We start from the raw sequence: 17272 nt of genomic DNA, 5'->3' as shown, positions 1-17272 counted from the left end.
CGAACTCGACACCAACGCCTATCCCAAGGGCATCACCGTCTCCGATGCAGAGATGGCAAACATCAACATCAGCCGTGCCAACTTCCATGGCGAGTGGAACTACACGATCCGGCCTCGCCATGCTCCAGATCACGCAGTTAATCCCTGACAAACCCTAAGCGCGAGCGGCTTAGCGCGGGCGCCGATGGAGAAGGCAGTGATCACCCCACGGGGTGGGGCTGTGTGGATCCCTACGACGGTTGCGCGGGTCGTCGGGCGGTGCCTGGGTCCTGCCGATCCTTCTCGATGACGTTCAACTCCGCTTCCGCGTCGCGCCCAAGGCGGGCGGTAAGGAAGTCGAGCGTCATCGGCAGGGCCATGTTGAGGCGAGGCAAGTGCATCAGGGCTATGCGGCCCGAGGTGATCCGACCCGAAAGCAGGTGGCCGCCGCGTTTCCGGGCAGTGTCCAGGAAATGCAGGTGGCAGCCGGGAACGGCGACGTTGCCGAGGAAAGCGGGCGTCCAGAAGCCGCAGAGCGTGCCCTTGGTCTCCGGGAAGTCGAAGGTGGCCTGCCGCTTCGCGACCTCAACCAGCGGCGTGTAGGCTTCCTGGCGAGGCACACTGCGTACCCGTAGCCCTTCGAAGCAGCCCTCGATGCGGATGGCGTACAGCATGTTGGGGGAGGGGATGAGGCTGCCGATCGCCTCTTCGATCCCGGTCCCGGGAGGGACCTCGTCCACCGTCTCGGCGCGGAAGGGGGCGACGCAGGCGAAGGGGGTGCGGGCGGTGCCATCCACCTCCCGCGCGGTGCCGGTATTGTCCACCTGCCAGGCGCGGCCGTCCAGCACGACCATCTCGCCATCCAGGTCCTCAAAGGTGCCGAGGCCAAGATCACCTTCTGCCAGGATGTCCGCGACGGTCGCCGTGCCTTCGTAGAGGCCATCCAGCAGGGCGTTGACCGGGGCGGAGAGGTAGGCGGCGCGGTGGGTGGTCATGGGGTGACAATTCCTGGGAGGTGCAGGCAGGGAGCCAGAGAAATTCTGGAGAGGGAAGGGACACAGCCAATCCGTCGGCTCCTCCTCCACCGGCGCCTCTTTTGCGGAGTTAATGCGGATACCTTCCTCGGCTGACCGAGCGGCGATCGACACCAATACCGGGTGACGCGGGCGCTGATGGACAGAGGGGCTCCGGCGCCAAGCAGCGGGGCGATGTGGACCCACACGACAGTGGTGCAGGCAATCGGCGGCTCAGGGCATAGGAGCCGATCAGTGGCAGAGCTTGGCCGGAAGCGGCCTGACCGCATTCTGGCCGATGTTCGGGAAAGCGGCCCGGCGATCGCAGACCATTCGGCGGGCTCGGGTGCACGGTAAGGCCTCGGGTCGGAACCTATACAGCAGCCGCTCCGGGCCGCCGGATTGCCGTAGGCGGCATTCGGTACACCTCCGCGAACACGGAGTTGAAGCGCCGTAGGCTGCCAAAGCTCGCTCGCGCTGCAACCTCCGCCATTGGCAGGTCGGTCGCGTCGAGCAGCCGCTTTGCCCGCTGCACCCGGGCTGTGCGCGCCACCTGGGCAGGGGAGGCACCGACGTGGCGCGCGAACAACCGCACCAGGTGCCGCGCACCGACGCCAAGGCGGGCGGCGAGCGTCTCCACCGTCGCGCCTTCCTCGTCCAGGGCGCCTGCCTCGATCAGCCGCAGCGCCCGTGCTGCCGTCGTGCGCGAGCCGTTCCACGCCGGTGAGAACGGCGCAGTCTCCGGACGGCAGCGCAGGCACGGTCGGAAGCCCACGGCTTCGGCTGCCGCGGCGGAGGGGTAGAAGCTGACATTCGCCGCGCGCGCCGGCCGCACCGGGCAGACGGGGCGGCAGTAGATGCGCGTCGTCCGCACGCCGGTGAAGAAGCGCCCATCATAGGCCGGGTCACGGCCCACGCGCGCCCGCTCGCACTCCGCCTCGTCCAGCATCGCCGCACTGTCCCATGCACGCCGCGCCCTGTCCCGCGCCAGCCGGGGACGGAGTCCGAATCCGGCGAGCGCGGCATCGCCGGCCAAGGCTACGCCAATCCGTGAAGACGACGCGAGGAACGGCAAGAACATGGAGGACCCACTCGACAACCCGGTGTGGCACGCACTGACGGGGCCGCACGCCGCCGTCGCGCTTGGGGCCGGCGCGGCGCGGCATTACCCGCGCGAGGCGGCCCCGTTCTCGGCCATCTCGGTAGCGACGCCTGCGGCTTACGCCGACCTCGCCCACGAGCTTCCGCCCGGCCTGGAGGCGCGGCTGTTCCGCAGGGCCAAGGAGGCGCCGCCACCCGGCTGGGCGGTCCTGAGCGCACGCCCGATCCGACAGATGGTGGCCGATTCTGCGAGCCTCGCCGCCCCGCACCCAGCCGAAGAGCATCTGGTTGCGCTTGGATTGAACGATGCGGCCGACATGCTCGCCCTTGCCGAAGTGGCGAAGCCCGGCCCATTCGGGCCGCGCACGGGCGAGCTGGGCCGCTTCGTCGGCTGGCGCGCATCCGACGGTAGGCTCCTCGCCATAGCGGGCGAGCGCTTCCGCACCCCCGACCACGTCGAGCTGAGCGCGATCTGCGTCCACCCCGACATACGCGGACGCGGCCTCGGCGCCGCGCTGACGCTCCGCCTCGCGCGCGATGCACTCGCGCGGGGCGAGGCACCGTTCCTGCACGTCTTTCCCGATAACCCCGCCGTGGGGCTCTACGCGCGCCTCGGCTTCCGCGAGCGCGCGACGCTGTCGATCCTGTGGCACCGGCGGGCGTCATGACCACCGTGCCGTCCTTCTTCGGCTGGCGCGTCGTGTGGGCCGCCTTCGCCGTCGCCGTCTTCGCCTGGGGCGTCGGCTTTTATGGCCCCTCTGTCTTCCTCCACGTGCTGCACGCGGGGCGCGGCTGGCCCGTCTCAATGGTCTCCGCCGCGATCACCTGTCACTTTCTCCTCTCGGCAGGGATCGTCGCACGCCTGCCCGCGCTGCATCGCCGCTTCGGACTCGTCGCAACGACGCGCGCGGGTGCTGTGCTCGCAGGGCTCGGCGTCGCCGCCTGGGCCGCGGTGCCCTCGCCTTGGATGCTCTTTCCCGCCGCTGTCGTCAGCGGCGCGGGATGGGCGCTTACCTCCGGGGCGGCGATCAATGCCATGGTCGCACCATGGTTCGATCGGTGGCGCCCGGCCGCCATCTCGATAGCCTTTAACGGCGCGAGCGTCGGCGGCGTGCTGTTCGCGCCGCTGTGGGCGGTGCTGATCGCCCGCCTCGGCTTTCCGCTTGCCGCCGTCCTCATCGGCGCGACAATGACGGCGGCCGTGTGGTGGATCGCGGGCGCATACTTTCGGACCACTCCCGGGGACCCCGGACAACGCCCCGACGGGGACGGGACAGCGCCCGCCGGAAGCGGCGCGGCGATGCGCCCTGCTCCAGCATCCCGCGCGCCGCTCCCGGCCGGCGCGGCGGTCTGGCGCGACAGGCGCTTCCTCACGCTCTCGGCCGCCTTCGCGCTCGGTCTGTTTGCGCAGATCGGGCTCGTTGCGCACCTCTTCTCCTTGCTTGCCCCGGCGCTTGGCGAGGCGGGCGCGGGCCTTGCCGTCAGCCTCGCCACGGGCTGCGCCGTGCTCGGGCGCACCCTCGTCGGCTGGCTGCTACCGGCGGGCGCGGACCGGCGCGTCGCGGCGGCGCTCAACTTCGCGGTCCAGGTCTTGGGCTGCCTCGCACTGCTGGCCGCGGGCGGAGCCTCGGTGCCGCTGCTTCTGCTCGGCTGTGTCCTCTTCGGCCTAGGGATCGGCAACCTCACCTCGCTGCCGCCGCTGATCGCGCAATCCGAGTTTCCGCGCACCGACATGGGGCGCGTGGTTGCCCTCGTGACCGCGACCAATCAGGCGGTGTTCGCCTTCGCGCCGGCACTCCTCGGCGGACTGCGCGACGCGACGGGTTGGGGCGGGGCACCGGTGCTACTCGCGGCTTTCGTCCAGCTCGCCGCCGCAGCGGTGGTGTTGGTCGGAAGCTCAGGAAAGGGAGGCGCTGAATAACGGAGCAGCGGTGGACTGGCCTTCTTGGCCTACTGCACAAACCTCCTCATCGACCTGAAGCACGCCGTGATCATGGATGTGGTGCTGCGCCCGGCCCATGAGGGCGCCCGGGATCTCGCGCGTGACCTGTCCATGGCCGATGCCTACGCCACCTCACAACGCGAGCGGAAGAAGGTGGAGATGCTGTTCGCGCACCTCAAACGCATTCTGAAGCTGGATCGTCTCCGCCTCCGAGGTCCCAACGGCGCCAAGGATGAGTTCCTCCTCGTCGCCATCGCCCAGAACCTCCGCAAGCTAGCCAAGCTGCTCCCGACGAGGCCCGAGCCGGTGTCCATCTGACCCGGCACGGGCTCATGCAGACCGCCCGGGGCAGATCCATGCCAGCCGGGAACGTCGCGAGGCCGCGCCGACCTTCCGCTCACTCGATGACTATATCGGGGAGCTGGCGCTCGGCTGACGACTCGGCCGAGGTGCATGGGTCCATGGGCGCGCAGCCCTCCTCGCGCTGGGAGCTTTAGCCGTCTCCCGTCTTGCGGTTGCTCTGAGTCGCGCTGCTCACGCCGCCCTGCTTGCCGCCGCTGCTGCCGGCGCCAGCGCGGGCGTCCTTCGGGTTGGCTTTCCCGCCGGTCGCATTCTTGCCGCCCTGCGGTGCGCGACCGGCCGGGGGAAGGGGAGGGCGATTGGCCATGGTGGTGCCTCGGGCTTGTTGTGCAGATGAACGGCGTCTGTCGAGGAAACGACACCTGAGTCGACGATGACGGCGTGGACGAGAAGGTGGCCCTGCCTTCCCTCGGCGTCCTGGAACCGCAGTCCAAAGGGCTGCTGCTCACGTCCTGCGTTCCGGACTTTGCCTGCCCGCAGACGCGCAACACCGGTGACGCGGGCGTCCAGGCGCAGGCCTCGATAACCTCAAGCCCGGATGATGAAGAAAGTGTGACATGGATGGTGCGGGCTTGAGCCGGTCCATCTGCATGACGATATTGACGTGATGACGAAAGGATCTTTTCCGGCTCGCACCCGGACCTGCGACTGACAACCGGGGACACAAAATGTCCCGGCACGCTCGCGTGCGCCCTGTTGTCCATAGGCGCGAAGGTTATCATGATTACCCCCGGGAGCAAGGCTCCCCTCAAGTATCGTCAGATCGGTCGCACTGAGGCCGACACTCTGCTTGATATCCCTCTCGATCCAGATGTGACTGCTCGCTTTCTAGGGCCGCTTGAAGTGGTTGCGGCCGCCGTTCGCCAGGGAGCCGCCCACGTGCTCGTCGTGGCCGAGCGCGATGGAGAACCAATCGGCTTCTACGTTACTCATCCCGACCCACAGGACGGTTCGAGTTGGTGGCTCGGCTATCTGGCTGTCTCCTCGCTAGCACAGGGTGAGGGCGTCGGTCGGGCGATGCTCACCACGGTACTCCGCAGGCTCTCCTGCGTGCCGGGTTGCCGACGGGTTCTCCTGCTGGTCGATCAGGAGAACTTGGCCGCTCAGCACCTCTACCGTCATATGGGTTTCAAACCGTCTGACACGCGGAGCGTGGGGACAGAGGAGATCCTGGCCTGGAGTTGCGCCGGGTTAACGCCGGTGCTGGATCTGGTGCCGGAGCAGCAGAGCCCCTTTACAAAGCGGCGCCGCCTCCGTGTACGGCTTAGCCCTGGTCCGCATGCTGCGCGTGTCATCGGGTCGACCCGTGGCCCGCCTGCGGTAGGTCCAGGGAGCTATGTGCAAAGCTGGGTCTCAGCGCCCGTCTGCTTGGCCACGAACACCATGGGTTAAGGCAGTCCGTGAACCTATGCTGAGCACCCGTGCGAGCAACAGGTACCCAATCGAACGCGGGTATGCTGTTCCGCCCGGGTCGCCCAACCGTAGCTCCGCGACCCACAAATTCCCCGACATGGTCAGGCCGCGAGGGCGACGCCGTGGAGTGACGCTCTCAAGGGTGCGGTCCGAGCCTGGGATGCTCGGTCAGCTCGGCTCAGAAGAGCGACGGCCGCTCCTCGGACACGGAGGTTGGGGAACGGCGCTACAAGCCGCCCATGCCTGACATCCTCGGCGATGGCGATCGTGGGTGCCACAATCCATCCGTGTCCGCGCAGGGCTGCCTGATAGGCAACGTACAGGTGGCCAAAGGAATGTGAGGGGTGGCCCAGCGTGGTACCCGCGTCAGCCTCAAGCAACCATCGCTCAGCGTCTCCCAGCCGCGTTGCGGCCCGCAAGTGTGGTACTCGCCCGACGAGCGCCGCGGGCGTTTCCGCCGGATCTCCAACTAGGGCTGGAGCAACCGCCAGCGTCAGAAGCTCCCGTGTCAACGCTTCGCTTCGATAGCCGGGAGGTACCCAGCTATCACGTCGGATGACCACGTCGTGCGCCAGCGTTTGCCAATCATCGCCAGTGTGCGTCGCGTGCACGATGACCCCTGCGCCCGCATCGGCCGCCAGACCCGGCAACTGCGGCATAAGCCAGGTCAGGGCCAAGGTGGCCGGAGCGAGTACCGACAACTCGGGTTGCTCGCTCCTCGGGCGAATGGCGGCAATACCTGCATCGATGCTGTCGAGACCGCCGCTCAGGGAAGCTGCCAAAGTGCGACCAGACTTGGTCAGTGTAGCGCCCTCAACCAAGGTCACCCCCATCCAGTCCTCCAGCATACGCACCGCTTTGGCCAGGGCGCCCGGCGTGATGTTCAGTTCACCCGCCGCAGCCCCCCGGTCGCCATGCCGGGCAAGGGCCTCAAAGGTGAGCAAGGCTTTCAATGGGGGTAGTTGCCGTTTCATGACACACGCCCTGGCGTTCGCGGAGACGGTGAATGGAAGTCGCTCGGGTCGTCTAGCACTGAATGGTTATAACCCGCCCAGTTCTCGAATGGGGTGCTCAGTTGGACGACACTTCCCGAGCTATCGTCGTGGCGAACGGGAGGGCATACCGCCTTCCTCAACGGCCGGTTGCGGTGCTCTGCCTCGACGGCCTTGATCCCGCCTACCTGAATGTCGCCTTTGCGGACGGGGATCTCCCCGCGATCTCAGCCTGCCGGGATCAGGGCTTTCTGGAAGCTGCCGAGGCAGCTATGCCAACCTTCACCAACCCGAACAACGTCTCCATTGCAACGGGCAGCCCGCCCTCGGTGCATGGCGTCTCCGGGAACTACTATCTCGACCGCGAGACCGGGAAAGAGGTCATGGTAACAGGAGAGGAACTCCTGACCGCGCCCACCGTCTTCGCCGCCTTGGCACATGCAGGTCTGACCGTAGCGGTTGTCACCGCCAAGGATAAGCTCCGGGTTGCCCTCTCCCATGGGCTGCCACCTGGATCAGTCTCCGTTTCGGCCGAGCGCTCCGGGACGGCTTCACTGGAAACGAACGGATTAACCGATATTCCGACGCTGGTTGGGCGCCCTCAGCCGGATCAGTACTCGGCCGATCTCAGCCTCTTCGTGCTGGATCTCGGGCTCCAGCTTCTCCAGTCACTGACGCCGCCAAGCCTGATGTACCTCTCGCTCTCCGATTACGTGCAGCATTTGCATGCCCCCGATGCGCCGGAAGCACGTGATTTCCTCAGGCAAATCGATCGCCGCATAGGCCAGCTTGTAGCCGATGGTTGCCTCGTCGCAGCCACGGCCGATCATGGCATGTCAGACATGGCCTGGCCGGACGGCACACCACGGGTCGCTTATCTCGGGGATGCGCTTGATGCCGCACTTGGCGCCGGGGTTGCGAGAGTAATCTGCCCCATCACAGACCCCTTCGTAAGGCATCACGGCGCCATGGGCGGGTTCGTCCGCGTGCACCTTCCGGATGTTGCCCGGGACGCTGCCCGGAGCGTCCTTGAGGAGTCGGAGGCCGTCTCGCTCGTTCTCACACGAGAGGAGGCCTGCACCCGGTTTGAGATGCCACCGGGGCCGGAGGGCGATCTGGCGGTGGTCGCGGCACCCGGCTGGGCTTTGGGCAGCCGTTCCAACGAACACGATCTCTCAGCCCTGGCTGGAGCGCGGCTTCGCTCCCACGGCGGCCTGGCGGAGAGGATGGTGCCGTTCCTCCTTTCGGCGCCGCTGACCACGGCCTGGAGGGACGCCCATCCAAACCTCCGCAACTTCGACATTCTTGATGCCGCACTGAACGGTGTCGCCGAATGAAGCGCGCCTTCCTCGTCATCATGGACGGGTTGCGGCGGGATGCTCTCGGGCCTGAGCGTACGCCAAACCTGTGGCGCCTCGCTGCACGGGGCACGCTTCTCGGTGCCTACCGGTCGATGTTTCCGTCCGCGACGCGGGTTGTGTCCGCGTCAACAGCAACAGGCTGCTACCCGGCGCGCCATGGATTGCTAGGCAACTCGCTCGCGCTGCTCGATCAGCACGGCCTTCTTCACCCCCATGATGCTGGAGCGCCAAGCTTCCTCGCGGCCCGGCGTGCCATTCACGGACGCGCCCTGGACGTCCCCACTCTGGCCGAGCGCCTAGCACCGCATGGCGGGGTCATGGTGTTCAGCAACGTCTCCCCCGGTTCGGCCCTGGCCCACGATCCCGATGCCCACGGTTGGCTGCTGCATCGTGCGATCGCTCACTCACCCGGTGACGGTCCCGCCGAGATGTCCGACGTCGCACTTGACGTAGAGGGCGACGCCAAGATGACAGCGCGCTTCATCGAGGAGGCCGTGAACCCCAGGGAACACCGTCCTGTCCTTGGGGTTCTCTGGATGGGGGAGCCGGATGCCTCGCAGCACAAGTTTGCTCTGGGATCCCCGGAAGCCTGGGCGGCCATCGCCGCAGCCGATGCGCGGCTAGGTGAAGTCATGGCCGCAGTTGACCGGTGCCGAGATGCGGGTGAGGACATTCTGCTCATGGCGGGGTCAGACCACGGGCACGAGACCGTCGGGGGAATCATTGACGTCGGCGCTGAGCTTGCCGCCGCTGGGCTGAAATCGTCCGCAGACGCCATCGACGATGGTCTGCTTCCCATAAGCAACGGCACATCAGTCCTGGTCCACCTGGCGCCTGAGCGAGATCCTGCACCCGTCCTCCGTTTTCTGAACTCCCGTCCCTGGGTGGGCCAGCTCATAACAGGCGACGCCCTCCGCTCGGTTGGTCAGGAGCCCGGACGGGACGGCCTGCTCTGCGCGATCTCGATGGCTCGAAGCGATGCTACCAATCCCTTCGGCATACCCGGCGTGTCTCTGGCGGCGAAGCCGATGAGTGGGAAGGCTGATCGGCTGAACTGTGGTCAGCATGGCGGCCTTGGCACCGTGGAGCAGGCGCCGGTCATGGTCCTGGAGGGCGGTGGCTTCGCCGCTGGTGAGGTTGACCCAGCCGAAGCCTGCCCTGTCGACATTGCCCCAACGATCCTCGCCCATCTCGGCCATGGGGATGGCGGTGTGCCTATGGACGGCAGCTCGCTGTCTGGTCGACGTCGATCCAGTCCGGCAGCGCAGAAGCTTCATGTAAGCGACACCCGTTTGCCGCCTTCCTGAACGAAATCGGCGCTGCCTATGCACCGCCTTCCACACGCCAGAGGATACGCCATGATCTCCCCGATCACACGTCGTCTCGCCTTGGGAGCTACCCTCGGCCTTCCAGCGCTTCGCTTCGCCAAGGCTGCAGAGCGGAAGGGAACGTTGCGCTACGCCACGCTCGGCTTGGACACGTCAGATCCACACCGTCACACTGGCTCTATCGCAGTCCAGCAAGTCTATGCCGAGGCGCTGACGAGCATCGGACAAGACGGCTCGGTAGAGCCGTTCTTGGCCGAGAGGTTCGCCGTCTCGGAGGATGGCCGCACCGTCACCTTCACGCTGCGCTCCGGTGTCCAGTTCCACGACGGAACTCCGATGGATGCGGCTTCCGTGGAGGCCAACATACTCCGGGTTCGTGACCGCGTGCGCGGAGGGTGGCTTGCCACCGCGATGAAGCTGGTGGAGCGGATTGAGGTGCCGGATAGCAAGACGGTCATCCTGCATCTCAGTGAACCCTACGCCCCGCTGCTGACGTCGATGTCGGAACTCTGGATCCTCTCACCCCGGTCGCCCGGCTTCGATGGAACGATCACCAAACCGATGGGCACGGGGCCGTTCCTGTTCGGAACCTGGCAGCCAAACGTGCGGCTTACCGCCCCTGCGAACCCCCATTACTGGGGGGAGGACCAGCCGCACCTCGAAGCGGTTCAGTTTGACCTCCGCGGCGACGTGGACAAGGCGCTAGCAATGCGGGCGGGCGACCTGCACGTCTGCAACGTCACTCATGCCGTTGCGGGACAGCTTCGCGGTGATGCCCGCTTCACGGTGCAGGGCCTCCGCGACACCACCTGGTACTTCTTGGCCTTCAACAACCGGCGTCCACGCCCACCGTTCGACGATATCCGGGTACGTCGGGCGATCGCGCATGCGATGGACAAGACGGCGTTCATGAAGTTCCAGGCGGGCGAGGCAGGAGTCCCGACGAACCAGCTGGTTGGTCCGGGCAATCTGTACTTCGACGAGGCCCTCCATCGCGCCGATCCCTATGCTTTGCCGGACTTGGACCGCGCCCGCGCCTTGCTGGCCGAGGCAGGAGTGGATCCGGCCCGCACCCGCGTCGAACTCGTCTCTTGGCAGCAACCCTACGCCCAGGTGGCGGTACAGGCTGTTCGTCGCCTAGGCTTTCAGGTGACACACACGGCACTGGACGACATCGGCACGCAGCGGCGTCTGGGCCAATACGACTGGGATCTCGCCTGCATGGCCTCGGGGCCTAGGGCTGACATCTTCCTCCGCTACGTCCGCCTGATGTCTGATGGGCCAAACCCGGTCCTCTGGGGCGGCATCCAGGATGCGGAGATGGATCGCATCGTTCGGGCCGCCACTGCGGAGCCGGGCCTGGAAGCGCGGAGGCGTCTCTATGGAGAAGCGTTCGCACGCATCATGGACCGGCACTACTTCGTTGTGCTCGGCCATGCCGCGGATCAGATCGCCTGGCGTTCGGAGGTCAAAGGCTACACCCCAGGCTTTACCTGGGCCTCCCACAGGGCAGACGGAGGCCTCGCGGCAACGAGCCTCGCGTGACCCGCTGGAGGGGCTTGGCAGTCCTTCTGCTGGCTGCTGTCACAGTGCTGCTCGTGGTTGCCCCGGGCTTGGTGCCGTTCGATCCCCTGGACCAGGACCTGGGCGCCCTCAACCAGCGGCCGGGCAGCACCCACCTCCTGGGGACCGATCATCTTGGGCGGGATGTCTTCTCCCGCCTGGTAGCTGGGGCAGGAACCACGCTGGCGGTTGCCCTTGGTGGCGCCGTGCTCGCTATGTTGCTGGGTAGCGGAATTGGCATCCTGGCTTGCGCCTCGGGTCCCTGGACCGAGGCTGTTGCCTTCAGCGCCATCGACACGCTCCGCGGTCTACCTCCGACTCTGCTGGCGCTGGTGGCCCTTGCTGGTCTTGGTTCGGGCATTGCGCCCCTGGTGGCTGCGCTAGCCGCATCCTTTGCTCCGCTCTTTGCCCATGTAGCGAGGGCGGCTTGGAGGCGAGAGGCTATGGCTGACTACGTTACCGCCGCCATCGTGTCCGGTGCTGGTCCAACCAGGCTCTTGGTACGCCACGTCGTCCCGAACTTGGCGGGACCGCTCATCACGCTCTTTGCCATTGTCGTCCCGAGGTGTGTGGTGACAGAATCGGTCCTGTCCTTCCTTGGCCTAGGCTCCGCACCCGACACGCCGACCTGGGGGCGAATGGCAGCGGATGCGTCGCGTTTGGCGGAGACCGCGCCCCACGCACTTGTTGCCCCGATTGTCGCGATTACCCTGGTAACCACCACAACTGCCCTGGCCGGTAACCGGCTGCGCCGCCGCGCGGATCCGCTGCGGTCGGCCCTATGAGTCTCGGCTGGGGTTTGGCGGGTCACGCCGCCCGGGCCGCGGTGCAGATGGCGATTGTCCTGATCGGGCTCTTCTCCCTATTCGGCGCACTCCCGGGCGACGCGGTCGATGTTCTAGCCCTCCAAGGCGATCTCGATGCTGGTCAGATGGCACATTTGCGTACAGAGATGGGGCTCGATCTCGGTTTGGTGCCCCGCTTCGCTCACTGGAGTGCTGCTGCGGTCTCGGGCGACTTCGGTGTCTCCCAGCGCTTTGGCCAGCCCGTTTCCGGGATGCTCATGGAGGCTGTGAGCACCACCCTGCAGCTCGCCGCCCTCTCAGGTGGGATCGGCGTCGTTCTGGCCTTTGGACTGATTCTCGGCGTGGCACTCCAATCTCGAGGTGCCAAGATCGCAGTCGGGATCCTCAACATCTGGTCGATCGCGGTGCCGACCTTCTGCGTCGGCGTAGCCGCGCTACTGCTCTTCTCGGTCCATCTCGGCTGGCTTCCGGCAGTCGGCAGCCTAGTCGCCCCCGTGGTGATCCTCACCCTGGACAACGCCGGGCAGGTAGCGAAGCCGCTGGCGGAGGAGGTCGCGGAGGTTGCTGTACGCCAGCACGTTATCGCTGCCAGGGCGCGTGGGCTGCCTCCGCTCTGGATTGCCTGGTGGCATATCTTGCCCCTTGCGGCTCCGGTTGGCGTAGCCCTCTCAGGGATCATGGTTGCAGGGCTCTTGGCGGGTACCCTGACCATGGAGATCCTGTTCGGCCTACCGGGCGTGGGAGCTCTTGTTCTTCAAGGCATCCAGGGACGTGACGAGCCAGTCGTCCTGGCAGGTCTCGCCTTGATTGCTCTGGCCGTCATCGGGATCAACGCGCTGGTGGGCGTCATCCAGCTTGTCCTGGATCCCAGGGCAGCTCGGTAGTGCGCCTTCCCTGAAGTCTGCTTCTCCGCCTCAGGTGTCGGGGTACAAGGTTGTCGGTATGGCTTGCCTCACGCCTGCTGGGGACGCTTACGCAGGCAGTGTGGAAGCAACCGCACCTTCGAACTCCGCCGCCTTTGCCTTCGCTTGAGCGAGGAGGCCTGGCATACCTGCCGGGTCGTCAGATCGTAGAGCGACCGGCTCTTCTTGACCCGGTGGGTACACCACTACGGTCCAGCCATTGGCCGTCGGCTCGCCAATCTGCAGTCGGCAGGACAAGTAGCTTCTCGTCTCCAGGACCCGCATGCTAGTCGCTTCCCTATAGGATCGGGCGGCGTCGTAGGCTGCCTATACAACTCTGGGCTACCCACCGGCGGTTGTATGCCGTCGTATTAACCTTTGGGACATCTCGGATCATCGTTTGGATCCCGATTACCCGCCCTATGCGCACGGTCGCGACGCCCAGGCGTGCATGCTTCGGCGGCACTTCACCCAGCCCAGTCGATCATGTCAGGCCGATGAAGTTTGCCTTCAGGAATGACCTCCCGACAACGATCAACGTTGCTGACCGAACAGCAGGAGAGCCGAAGCATGACCAAAGAAAAGACGTTGGCAGATGCGTTTCATGGAATGATGAAGGACATCTACTACGCAGAGAAGCAGTCGGTTCGGGCTCTCAAGAAGGCCGCCAAGGCTGCCAAGGCGCCTGAGTTGAAGGAAGCTTTCGAGAAGCATGGGCAGGAGAGCGCCACACAGCTTGAGCGGTTGGAGCAGGTGTTCGAGAGCCTTGGCAAGAGTCCCCGGTCGAAGACGTGCGAAGCCATGCAAGGGCTGACCGCCGAGATGGAGGAGGACATGGACGACTTCGATGGTGCCGAGGCGGCAGACGCCGTGCTGATCGCCTCTGCGCAGGCCATCGAGCACTACGAAATCGCCCGGTATGGAACCCTCGTCGCCTGGGCTCGAAAGCTCGGCAATTCGGAGGCGGTGGAACTTCTGAGCGCCACCCTGGAAGAGGAGAAGGCGACTGATGTTCTACTCACCCAGGTAGCCGAAAAGCTCGATGCTGAGGCGACCGCGTAGAGGCTGGAATGCTCCTGTTGAACCAACCGTCGGCGAGCAGTACCCGATTGTCGCTTCAGGCAGGGTGCTGCAATAGCCATCTCGGCCGGACTTCCTCCGCGAGAGCGGGTCCTGGAATGCTAAGGGTTGCCGCGATGTACACCCGAACTGCCGATTTCTGCGTATGAACATCTTAGCCCGACAGGGCATCCCGATGCTGGCGACCGAACGACTGCTTCTTCGCGCTCCTGTCGAAAGCGACTTCCCAGCCTACGAGCACTTCTTGGCGTCGCCGCGATCCAGGGGAATGGGCGGTCCCTTCAACACTCGGGCGGCCTGGGGAATGTTTTGTCATGACGTCGTGTGCTGGTGTCTGTTTGGTCATGGCGCGCTCATGGTCGATCACCGCGGTACTGGAAGGTGCGTGGGGCAGGTCGGCATCAACGATGGGCCCTTGTTCCCAGAAAAGGAGCTCGGCTGGCTCGTTTACGAAGGCTATGAAGGCCTCGGCTATGCAACAGAGGCCGCGGCCGCGTTGCGGGACTGGGCGAGAAGGGCACTCGGTTGCAGCGGATTGGTCAGCTATATCGACCCGGACAACAGAGCATCGATCCGGGTTGCAGAGCGACTCGGAGCAGCGCTGGACCTGACAGCGCCGAAGCAAGATGAAGGGGATTTGGTTTACCGTCACGGCAGAAAGGTCTGACAATCCAACGTGCGATGGTGGGCGAACTGCATCCGGATCTCTGGCCCGACGCTGATCGCCTGTGGTCTCATCATCATGATTTCCCAATGTGTAGCCTAGTCTGAGGTGCTTGATGTTCTGGGTGACCTTGGCATCGTGGCGGACGGAGCAGGCCCGGGCGTGCAATGCCTTATCAGGCCTCACCATGACGCCAAACATGGTGTTGGCTTCAGTGTTCCTGGGATGGGCGGCGCTGACCGGCTTCCTGTTTTGGCGGCAGGTCCCAGGAGTGGTCGGCGCCGATGACGCTTGAGGCACGAGCACCAGAAGGCGACTTCCCTTCCACCAATTCTTCACGCGTTGATTGCACCTGGCTGGGCATCCTTGCGGCATCATGCCGACTTGGTGCTGAGGACGTCAGTGCTCGGAGGACCCCCGGGAGGGAATGACAAACAAAGAAATGACGCGCACGGCAAAGAAGCGCGTCGGAAAGCAGTTTGCAGCCCTGCCTCTCGCGATCCGGGAGGGTGAGGTCAAGGTGATGTTGGTGACCAGTCGCGAGACCCGACGATGGGTGCTCCCGAAGGGCTGGGCGGAGCCGGATCTGGCGCCACACGAGCTGGCGGCGAAGGAAGCGTATGAGGAGGCCGGACTGATCGGCGAGGTCGATCCAAGGCCGGTCGGCTTCTACCGGTACTACAAACGTCTGCGCGATGGCCGCTCAAGACCCTGCAAGGTCGGCGTCTTCCGCCTCTGGGTTACGCGACAGCTTGAGGACTGGCCTGAGCGAGAGCAGCGCGAGACGCGCTGGTTTACACCTGCCCAAGCCGCCATGGAGGTCGACGAGGGTGGCTTGGTTACGCTCCTGCTGCACCTCGCAATCCAGGAGGGATAATGCCATCATTCCGGACAGGGCTGGTGTTCGACATCGCTGGTTTCTGGAGACGGTCGCCTCGGTCGGATTGTTGTCACCTCCATAAGAGGCGGACACCGGCGACGAGCAGGATGGCAGCCATGACGCCCGGGCACATTGGTGAGATCCAGGTGGTCGCTCTCCGAGCCCGTCCGCAGGCCGTAGCCAGCCGATTTGGCCTGTTCCACATTTAAACTGCGATGGTACCGGCGCTGGACGGGGCAGCCGGGAACAATCACGCTGCGGACAAGGACCCGGAGGAAACCGATGCCCCTGACCCGACGCGCCGCGCTCGGCGCCGCGATGTTGCCCTTCACCGCGCACGCGCAGGACGCCTATCCCTCCCGCCCGGTCACTTTGGTGACGGGCTACGCCCCCGGCGGCCTGACGGACCTGACCACTCGCTCCATCGCGGAGCGGATGCAGCGCGAACTCGGCCAACCGGTGGTGGTTGAGAACCGCGTCGGTGCTGCCACTGCCATCGCCTCCACCGCGGTGGCGGGGGCACGGCCAGACGGCTACCTCTTGCTGATGGGCGCCTCGTCCCTTGCGATCAACCCAGCCTTGCAGCCGAACCTGACGCCGCGCGACCCGCGGGCGGAACTGGTACCGGTCGGCTTCGCCTACCGCTCCGCCTTCGTGCTGCATGTCCACCCCTCGCTGCCAGTGCGCACCGTGGCCGATCTGGTGGCTTGGGCGAAGGCGAACCCCGGACGCCTGAACTTCGGCTCCTCTGGCACCGGCGCCGTGAACCATCTGGCGCTGGAACTGCTGCGATCCCGCGCGAGCATCGAGGTCACGCATGTCCCCTACCGCGGCGGCGTCCCCGCGCTGATTGACCTGCGCCAGAACCGCATCCAGGCGATGTTCCAGGCCGCGCTGGAGGCGATCCCGGCGATTCGCGAGGGCGCGACCCGCGCCATCGCGGTGAGCGGTACGGAACGCCTCGCGCTACTGCCTGAGGTGCCGCCGGTGGCCGATAGCCTGCCGGGCTTCGATGCCGTGTTCTGGCAGGGCCTCTTCGCGCCGGTGGGCACGCCCGCCCCGGTGATCGCCCGCCTCTCCGCCGCCCTCCGCGCCGCGACCGATGACCCCGCCCTGCGCGCCCGCATGGCCGAGCAGGGCGTCGCCATCGAGACCGGCGACGCCGAATACCTGCGCCGCGTGCTAGCGGAGGAGACGGAGACGTGGGGAAGGCTGATCCGGGAGGCAGGAATCAGGGCGGAGTAGTTACGCCGGCCGACTTACAACGCCCCAGCTCTTAGCTGGCCGAACGAAGCAGTCGGGCAACCGACAAGGCATTGGAATGCGCGCCGCGACCCAGGCGCTCAGCGCAGGCGACGTTCCCTCTCGCGAGGCGCCGACAGGCCGCAGGTGCTTCGTGAGCCATGCCTCAGGGAACGAGGCGCGAGGCCTCAGGGATGGATCCGTCGACGCTCATCCAAATCTCCTCGCCTCAAGAGGCCCTAGAGCCCTAGCGTCGAGGTGCGGAACGGGCGACCCGGTCTCAGGGCGGCCGCTTCCTGTGACGCCCAGGAGCTACTCGTCCTAGCTACCGCTGCCCATCCCTCTCTGGGACGCCCTGGTCTTGGCGGAGCCGTGTTCGTTGGAAGGCCATGGCTGTGTGGACTTCTCTCGGCCCGAGAGCGTCTGCGGATACGAGCCCGGGCAAGCCGGCCCGCGCCCCGGAGGTGAACCGCACCGGCAGGATCCGGTCGTCAAGGCGCAGGTAGGCCGCCGGCCACCTGTAGCGCGTCAACCAAGTTGTCCGGGACCGACAGCCAAGATGGCTGGTGCTGGCCGGGGCGGATGGTGGCTCAGGCGGTGATGTTTTCCTTGTTGTCGGTGAGGTTGTCGGCGTCAGGCTGGTGCT

Annotated in this window: 17 protein-coding genes and 1 pseudogene; 15 read left to right on the top strand and 3 right to left on the bottom strand. The window is 66.0% G+C overall.

The genetic code is table 11. From position 1 onward, the window contains the following. Positions 1 to 148, top strand: a 148-nt coding sequence (locus GSE44_RS23775; RefSeq protein ID WP_408015157.1) for an ISAzo13-like element transposase-related protein, incomplete at its 5' end; no start/stop codon positions are given. 82 nt (positions 149 to 230) lie between these two features. On the opposite strand, the gene budA is transcribed toward GSE44_RS23775, so the two are convergent. Then, on the bottom strand, positions 231 to 974 hold the full coding sequence (gene budA, locus GSE44_RS23770) for an acetolactate decarboxylase (RefSeq protein WP_159351317.1): 744 nt from the start codon (positions 972 to 974) through the stop codon (positions 231 to 233). A 391-nt stretch (positions 975 to 1365) separates the two neighbouring features. After that, the gene (locus tag GSE44_RS23765; RefSeq protein ID WP_235925108.1) at positions 1366 to 2028 is read right to left on the bottom strand and encodes a bifunctional transcriptional activator/DNA repair enzyme AdaA; all 663 of its coding nucleotides are present in this window, start codon (positions 2026 to 2028) and stop codon (positions 1366 to 1368) included. 43 nt (positions 2029 to 2071) lie between these two features. Here GSE44_RS23765 and GSE44_RS23760 point away from each other — a divergent pair, with 43 nt between their 5' ends. From GSE44_RS23760 to GSE44_RS26625, 5 genes and pseudogenes are all read left to right on the top strand, one after another. After that, positions 2072 to 2761, top strand: coding sequence for a GNAT family N-acetyltransferase (locus tag GSE44_RS23760; protein ID WP_159351316.1), 690 nt, complete (start codon positions 2072 to 2074; stop codon positions 2759 to 2761). Further along, complete coding sequence (locus GSE44_RS23755; protein WP_159351315.1) at positions 2758 to 4014, top strand: MFS transporter; 1257 nt, start codon at positions 2758 to 2760, stop codon at positions 4012 to 4014. Before GSE44_RS23760 ends, GSE44_RS23755 begins: the two co-directional genes overlap by 4 nt. Positions 4015 to 4095: 81 nt before the next feature. Next, positions 4096 to 4353, top strand: a pseudogene (locus GSE44_RS23750) (transposase); the annotation flags it as partial. A 423-nt stretch (positions 4354 to 4776) separates the two neighbouring features. Further along, positions 4777 to 4971 carry a hypothetical protein gene (locus GSE44_RS23745; protein ID WP_159351314.1) on the top strand — a complete coding sequence of 65 codons (195 nt, stop codon included), beginning with the start codon at positions 4777 to 4779 and terminating at the stop codon, positions 4969 to 4971. A 144-nt stretch (positions 4972 to 5115) separates the two neighbouring features. Beyond that, the gene (locus tag GSE44_RS26625; RefSeq protein WP_408015156.1) at positions 5116 to 5787 is read left to right on the top strand and encodes a GNAT family N-acetyltransferase; all 672 of its coding nucleotides are present in this window, start codon (positions 5116 to 5118) and stop codon (positions 5785 to 5787) included. 122 nt (positions 5788 to 5909) lie between these two features. Here the strand turns inward: GSE44_RS26625 and GSE44_RS23735 are convergent, their stop codons facing one another. After that, the gene (locus GSE44_RS23735) at positions 5910 to 6782 is read right to left on the bottom strand and encodes a LysR substrate-binding domain-containing protein (RefSeq protein WP_159351312.1); all 873 of its coding nucleotides are present in this window, start codon (positions 6780 to 6782) and stop codon (positions 5910 to 5912) included. A gap of 62 nt (positions 6783 to 6844) precedes the next feature. On the opposite strand from GSE44_RS23735, the gene phnA reads away from it, so the two are divergent. The 9 genes from phnA to GSE44_RS23690 all read left to right on the top strand — a co-directional run bounded on the left by phnA (position 6845) and on the right by GSE44_RS23690 (position 16629). Further along, positions 6845 to 8137: a phosphonoacetate hydrolase gene (gene phnA, locus GSE44_RS23730; protein ID WP_159351311.1), complete on the top strand. Its 1293-nt coding sequence runs from the start codon at positions 6845 to 6847 to the stop codon at positions 8135 to 8137. Further along, positions 8134 to 9468: an alkaline phosphatase family protein gene (locus GSE44_RS23725; RefSeq protein WP_159351310.1), complete on the top strand. Its 1335-nt coding sequence runs from the start codon at positions 8134 to 8136 to the stop codon at positions 9466 to 9468. The genes phnA and GSE44_RS23725 overlap by 4 nt, the downstream gene beginning before the upstream one ends. Before the next feature lie 51 nt (positions 9469 to 9519). Next, entirely contained in the window at positions 9520 to 11034 is a 1515-nt protein-coding gene (locus tag GSE44_RS23720) for an ABC transporter substrate-binding protein (RefSeq protein ID WP_159351309.1), read from the top strand. A 14-nt stretch (positions 11035 to 11048) separates the two neighbouring features. Beyond that, the gene (locus GSE44_RS23715; RefSeq protein ID WP_201306222.1) at positions 11049 to 11837 is read left to right on the top strand and encodes an ABC transporter permease; all 789 of its coding nucleotides are present in this window, start codon (positions 11049 to 11051) and stop codon (positions 11835 to 11837) included. Positions 11838 to 11884: 47 nt separating this feature from the next. Then, entirely contained in the window at positions 11885 to 12742 is an 858-nt protein-coding gene (locus GSE44_RS23710; RefSeq protein ID WP_159351307.1) for an ABC transporter permease, read from the top strand. Positions 12743 to 13330: 588 nt separating this feature from the next. Continuing rightward, positions 13331 to 13822: a YciE/YciF ferroxidase family protein gene (locus GSE44_RS23705; protein WP_159351306.1), complete on the top strand. Its 492-nt coding sequence runs from the start codon at positions 13331 to 13333 to the stop codon at positions 13820 to 13822. A 193-nt stretch (positions 13823 to 14015) separates the two neighbouring features. Then, positions 14016 to 14507, top strand: a complete 492-nt coding sequence (locus GSE44_RS23700) for a GNAT family N-acetyltransferase (protein ID WP_159351305.1) — start codon at positions 14016 to 14018, stop codon at positions 14505 to 14507. 424 nt (positions 14508 to 14931) lie between these two features. After that, on the top strand, positions 14932 to 15381 hold the full coding sequence (locus GSE44_RS23695) for an NUDIX hydrolase (protein ID WP_159351304.1): 450 nt from the start codon (positions 14932 to 14934) through the stop codon (positions 15379 to 15381). A 285-nt stretch (positions 15382 to 15666) separates the two neighbouring features. Beyond that, on the top strand, positions 15667 to 16629 hold the full coding sequence (locus GSE44_RS23690; RefSeq protein WP_159351303.1) for a Bug family tripartite tricarboxylate transporter substrate binding protein: 963 nt from the start codon (positions 15667 to 15669) through the stop codon (positions 16627 to 16629). Positions 16630 to 17272 lie beyond the last annotated feature (643 nt).

It is taken from the genome of Muricoccus harenae, from assembly GCF_009848505.1.
GTDB classification, from domain to species: domain Bacteria; phylum Pseudomonadota; class Alphaproteobacteria; order Acetobacterales; family Acetobacteraceae; genus Roseomonas; species Roseomonas harenae.
The sequence above is the reverse complement of the archived record's forward strand: the minus strand, read 5'-3'. Positions and strand labels throughout refer to the sequence as shown.